General features: G+C 61.2%; 6 protein-coding genes. 1 reads left to right on the top strand and 5 read right to left on the bottom strand.

Features of this window, described 5'->3' with window-relative positions:
* From Q0S71_RS22640 to Q0S71_RS22620, 5 genes are all read right to left on the bottom strand, one after another.
* Positions 1-215 (bottom strand): aminotransferase class III-fold pyridoxal phosphate-dependent enzyme (locus tag Q0S71_RS22640; RefSeq protein WP_296000830.1); only part of this gene is annotated, 215 nt, incomplete at its 3' end.
* Positions 216-245: 30 nt separating this feature from the next.
* A complete protein-coding gene (locus Q0S71_RS22635; protein WP_296000828.1) occupies positions 246-1,031 on the bottom strand; it encodes an enoyl-CoA hydratase/isomerase family protein in 786 nt (261 codons plus the stop codon).
* 11 nt (positions 1,032-1,042) lie between these two features.
* Positions 1,043-2,665, bottom strand: coding sequence for a carboxyl transferase domain-containing protein (locus tag Q0S71_RS22630; RefSeq protein WP_296000825.1), 1,623 nt, complete (start codon positions 2,663-2,665; stop codon positions 1,043-1,045).
* A 45-nt stretch (positions 2,666-2,710) separates the two neighbouring features.
* Positions 2,711-3,157 carry a YchJ family metal-binding protein gene (locus tag Q0S71_RS22625; protein ID WP_296000823.1) on the bottom strand — a complete coding sequence of 149 codons (447 nt, stop codon included), beginning with the start codon at positions 3,155-3,157 and terminating at the stop codon, positions 2,711-2,713.
* A 162-nt stretch (positions 3,158-3,319) separates the two neighbouring features.
* The gene (locus Q0S71_RS22620; RefSeq protein WP_296000821.1) at positions 3,320-3,853 is read right to left on the bottom strand and encodes an FkbM family methyltransferase; all 534 of its coding nucleotides are present in this window, start codon (positions 3,851-3,853) and stop codon (positions 3,320-3,322) included.
* On the opposite strand from Q0S71_RS22620, the gene Q0S71_RS22615 reads away from it, so the two are divergent.
* Positions 3,807-4,388 carry a hypothetical protein gene (locus Q0S71_RS22615; RefSeq protein WP_296000832.1) on the top strand — a complete coding sequence of 194 codons (582 nt, stop codon included), beginning with the start codon at positions 3,807-3,809 and terminating at the stop codon, positions 4,386-4,388. The two genes, Q0S71_RS22620 and Q0S71_RS22615, sit on opposite strands and share 47 nt — an antisense overlap.
* Positions 4,389-4,496: the final 108 nt, after the last annotated feature.

Raw genomic sequence — 4,496 nt, 5'->3', positions numbered from 1 at the left:
GCGTTGATGCGCGGGTTGGCGTGGCCGAACAGGTTGACCCACCAGGAGCTGATGGCGTCGAGATAGCGGCGGCCATCGTGGTCGTACAGCCACGCGCCCTTGCCGTGGCTGACGGGGATCAGCGGCACGGTCTCGTGGTGCTGCATCTGGGTACACGGATGCCATACGCTGCGCAGGCTGCGGCTGACCCAATCACTTTGTGGTTTCAATTCCAAAACTACTCCAGCTTCTTCAATCCGCACCGGCTAAATCAGCCAGTTCGGCTTGCGCTTCTCCAGGAAGGACTGCACACCTTCGCGGCCCTGTTCGGAAGCGCGGATATGGGCGATGCGTTCGGCGGTGTCGGCCAGCAGCGCATCGTTGACGGTTTGCCCGGCGACGTCGCGCACCAGTACTTTGGCTTGCTGCACGGCGTGGGGGCTGTTGTTGGTCAGTGCCTTGACGATTTCCGCGACCTTGGCGTCGAGCGCGTCGGCCGCCACCACTTCATGCGCGAAGCCGATGCGGTGCGCTTCGCGCGCGCCGAAGCGTTCGGCGGTGAGGCAGTATCGGCGCGCCGCGTTCTCGCCCATGGCCTTGATGACGTAGGGCGAAATGGTGGCCGGGATCAGTCCCAGTTTCACTTCGCTCAGGCAGAAATTGGCCTCCTCGGCCGCGACGATGATGTCGCACGCGGCCACCAGGCCCATGCCGCCGGCGTAGCAATCGCCCTGCACCCTGGCCACCACGGGCTTGGGACACAGGTAGATGGTGCGCAGCATCTGCGCCAGTTGCAGCGCGTCGGCCTGGTTTTCGGCGTGCGTGTAGGCCGCCATTTTTTTCATCCAGTTCAAATCGGCGCCGGCGCAAAAGGCCGGGCCGTTCGCGGCCAGCACGATGGCGCGCACCAGTTCATTGCGGCCCAGTTCATCGAAGGCCAGGGCGAGTTCCGAAATCGTGATTTCGTTGAACGCGTTGCGCACGTCGGGGCGATTGAGGGTGACGGTGGCCAGCACGCCGGCGATGGAAACGTCCAGGGTCTGATAAATCATCGTCGTCTCCATCACATGCGGAACAGGCCGAATTTGGTGTCGGCGATTTCCGCGTTCATCGCGGCCGACAGGCCCAGGCCCAGCACCATGCGGGTGTCGGCCGGGTCGATGACGCCGTCGTCCCACAGGCGCGCAGTGGCGTAGTAGGGGTGGCCCTGATGTTCGTACTGGTCCTTGATCGGCTGCTTGAACGCCGCTTCTTCCTCGGCCGTCCACGCGCCGCCCTTGCCTTCGATGCCGTCGCGCTTGACGGTCGCCAGCACGCTCGCGGCCTGGTCGCCGCCCATCACCGAGATGCGCGCGTTGGGCCACATCCACAGGAAGCGCGGCGAGAACGCGCGGCCGCACATGCCGTAGTTGCCGGCGCCGAAGCTGCCGCCGATGATGACGGTGAACTTCGGCACGGCGGCCGTGGCGACGGCGGTGACCATCTTGGCGCCGTTGCGGGCGATGCCTTCGTTTTCGTATTTGCGGCCGACCATGAAGCCGGTGATATTTTGCAGGAACACCAGCGGGATTTTGCGTTGCGCGCACAGTTCGATGAAGTGCGCGCCCTTGAGCGCCGACTCGGAAAACAAGATGCCGTTGTTGGCGATGATGCCGACCTTCATGCCGAAGATGTGGGCGAAGCCGCAGATCAGCGTGGTGCCGTAGCGCGCCTTGAATTCATCGAAGTCGCTGCCGTCGACCACGCGCGCGATCACTTCGCGCACGTCGAAGGGCTTGCGGGTATCGACCGGAATCACGCCGTACAATTCTGCGGCCGCGTACTTCGGTTCCACGGTCTCGCGCAACGCGCCCTGCTGTGGCTTGGCGCGGTTCAGATTCGAGACGATGGTGCGCGCCAGCGACAGCGCGTGCAAATCGTTCTGCGCCAGGTGGTCGGCCACGCCGGACAGGCGGGTGTGGACGTCGCCGCCGCCCAGGTCTTCGGCCGTGACGACTTCGCCGGTGGCCGCTTTCACCAGCGGCGGGCCGCCGAGGAAAATCGTGCCCTGCTCTTTCACGATGATCGATTCGTCGCTCATCGCCGGCACGTAGGCGCCGCCGGCGGTGCACGATCCCATCACGACGGCGATCTGCGGTATGCCCTTGGCCGACAGGTTGGCCTGGTTGTAGAAGATGCGGCCGAAGTGGTCGCGGTCGGGGAAGACGTCGTCCTGGTTCGGCAGGTTGGCGCCACCGGAATCGACCAGGTAGATGCAGGGCAGATTATTCTGGTCGGCGATTTCCTGCGCGCGCAGGTGTTTTTTCACCGTGATCGGATAGTAGGTGCCGCCCTTGACGGTGGCGTCGTTGCAGAAGATGACGCATTCCTGGCCGGAGACGCGGCCGATGCCGGTGATGATGCCGGCCGACGGCGCGGAATCGGCGCCGCCGGCGTCCTGGTACATGCCGTAGGCGGCCATCTGCGACAGTTCGAGGAAGGGCGTGCCGGGATCGAGCAGCATCTGCACGCGGTCGCGCGGCAGCAGCTTGCCGCGCCCGACGTGCCTGGCCGCCGCCGCTGCGCCGCCGCCGAGGGCGATGTGGGCGACCTTGTCGCGCAAGTCGTCGACGATGGCCTGCATGGCGGCGGCGTTGGCCTTGAAGTCGTCGCTGCGCGGATTGAGTTTGCTTTCGATGTGCGGCATGGCTGTCCCTGTTGTTATCACGCGCCGTGGTGTCTGCGCGTGCTGCTATTCTGGAAAGTGGCCGTCGACGTAAAACCAGCGCAGCGCGCCGTCGCTGTTTTCGCGCACGAAGCGGCTCACTTCGTGCAGGCGCTCGGCGCGGCCGTGGACTTTGAAACGGGCGACGAATTCGACCGTGTCTTCAGTCCGATCGGCGACCGGATCGGGCGCTTCTGCTTTACGTTGACGTAAACGTAAAGCAGATTTTACCTCAAGTCCCAGCCAATGCAATTTTTCCTCGCTGTTGACGATGGGCTCGGCGGGCCGCGTGCTGACGTGCCAGGTCGCGCGCAGATAGGCTTCGTCGCGCAGCGTGTAGGCGCTGTAGCGCGAGCGCATCAGCGTTTCGGCCGTGGGCGCGATGGCGGCGCCGGCGATATAGGGGCCGCAGCAGGCGGCCAGCGTGGGGCCGCCGCAGGGACAGGCGGCGGTCGTGGGGGGCTTCTTGGACATGGGATGGGCGGCCGGCGGCAAACGTCGAATCCGACATTATCCGCCAATTCCGTGCCCAGAGTACGGAGGCGCAGCCCGTCAGCCGGGCGGAAACGACGCTAGCGGGCCCTGTCTGGCGGCGGCGCGGCTCAAACCACCGGCCTTCGATAGCATCGCACCATGTTAACGGCCAAGAATATCGGCGGCGATATTGGTGTAGTAGAAATCGTGATCGATTTGATGAATGCGCCGCAAGCCCATTTTTTCAAGCATAGGGAAAACGACCGCTTGTTGTAGCTCGTATACTTCGATTTGCATAAGTATGCGGTTGTTCTTGACGGTGTCTTCGATTCCAGCGAGAACGTGCTGCTCATGTCCTTCCACATCGATTTTTATCACCAGGTTGGCGTTGCTTAAAGGCAGAAATGAATCGAGCATGACGGCGTCGATGGTCGACGTAGGCAAATGGAATTGCTCGTGCACCATGCCGACGCCGCCGCGATTCCCGTCCGGATGGCTCAGACTGTCCCACACATGCATAGGCTGATTTTGCGAGCTGACCGCCTTGTTGTAGGCTTTGATTTTCCGTGATGCGCGATTGAGGAAGAGATTGGTTTGCAATTGCGAAAAATTGTGGGGATCAGCCTCAAATGTATGAATTTTGTCAAAAATGCCGGTCTTTAAGAAAACGAAACATTTAGGCGAAATGCACGGCATGCTTGGCGTTCAATGGTTGCGCGATCGACACGTCATTGTCGACTATAACAATGCTCGCCTGGCCACACCCGCGACGATGGAAGATACGGCCGCTGAAGATAGCAAGCTATTCAGCCATGGATATGCAGGTCATAAGATGATGTGGGATGCCGCGCTGGGGCAATATGCCATTGACGGATTGATTAATGGCGTCTCTGCGCATATCGGCATCAGCACAGTCTCCGAGACGGTTTTGGACACTGAGTTTGCCAAGCGTGCCAAGGTTCAATTGGGCCCGGTGATCGATCAGTTCGGCGGACCTAGTGGCACATTGGGCGAGGTATTTTTGAGCAAAAAACAAGTGGGATTTACGCTGGATGGACAACACACGGTCCGTGTTCAACCCCATATTTTTGACGCATATGCCTACAAAGCCGAGAAGCGCCCAGCCGCCGGGAGCGTCAGTACGGACGCCACCATCGGTGCTGAATTTATGCTGGCAAATCAGGCGGTTATTGACTTTGGAAGCGAGATGCTTTTTCTACCGGTAAATTAAACTCCGGTATAGCGACAAACGACAAAAAACCCTTAAAGTTGAAAGCCGACTTTGAGGGTTCAGTTTGCGATGCTGGCTTTTCGACGCCCTCGACGAAATACTGGCGCG

It is taken from the genome of Rugamonas sp. (assembly GCF_025354735.1).
GTDB lineage: Bacteria > Pseudomonadota > Gammaproteobacteria > Burkholderiales > Burkholderiaceae_D > Rugamonas.
This window is presented reverse-complemented; position numbering and strand designations above follow the sequence as displayed.

Bases quoted from the DNA above. Each gene is read 5' to 3' on its own strand.
- Q0S71_RS22615 (WP_296000832.1), top strand. From the start codon at position 3,807: ATGCCGGTCTTTAAGAAAACGAAACATTTAGGCGAAATGCACGGCATG.
- Q0S71_RS22625 (WP_296000823.1), bottom strand. From the start codon at position 3,157: ATGTCCAAGAAGCCCCCCACGACCGCCGCCTGTCCCTGCGGCGGCCCC.
- Q0S71_RS22635 (WP_296000828.1), bottom strand. From the start codon at position 1,031: ATGATTTATCAGACCCTGGACGTTTCCATCGCCGGCGTGCTGGCCACC.
- Q0S71_RS22630 (WP_296000825.1), bottom strand. From the start codon at position 2,665: ATGCCGCACATCGAAAGCAAACTCAATCCGCGCAGCGACGACTTCAAG.
- Q0S71_RS22620 (WP_296000821.1), bottom strand. From the start codon at position 3,853: ATGCCGTGCATTTCGCCTAAATGTTTCGTTTTCTTAAAGACCGGCATT.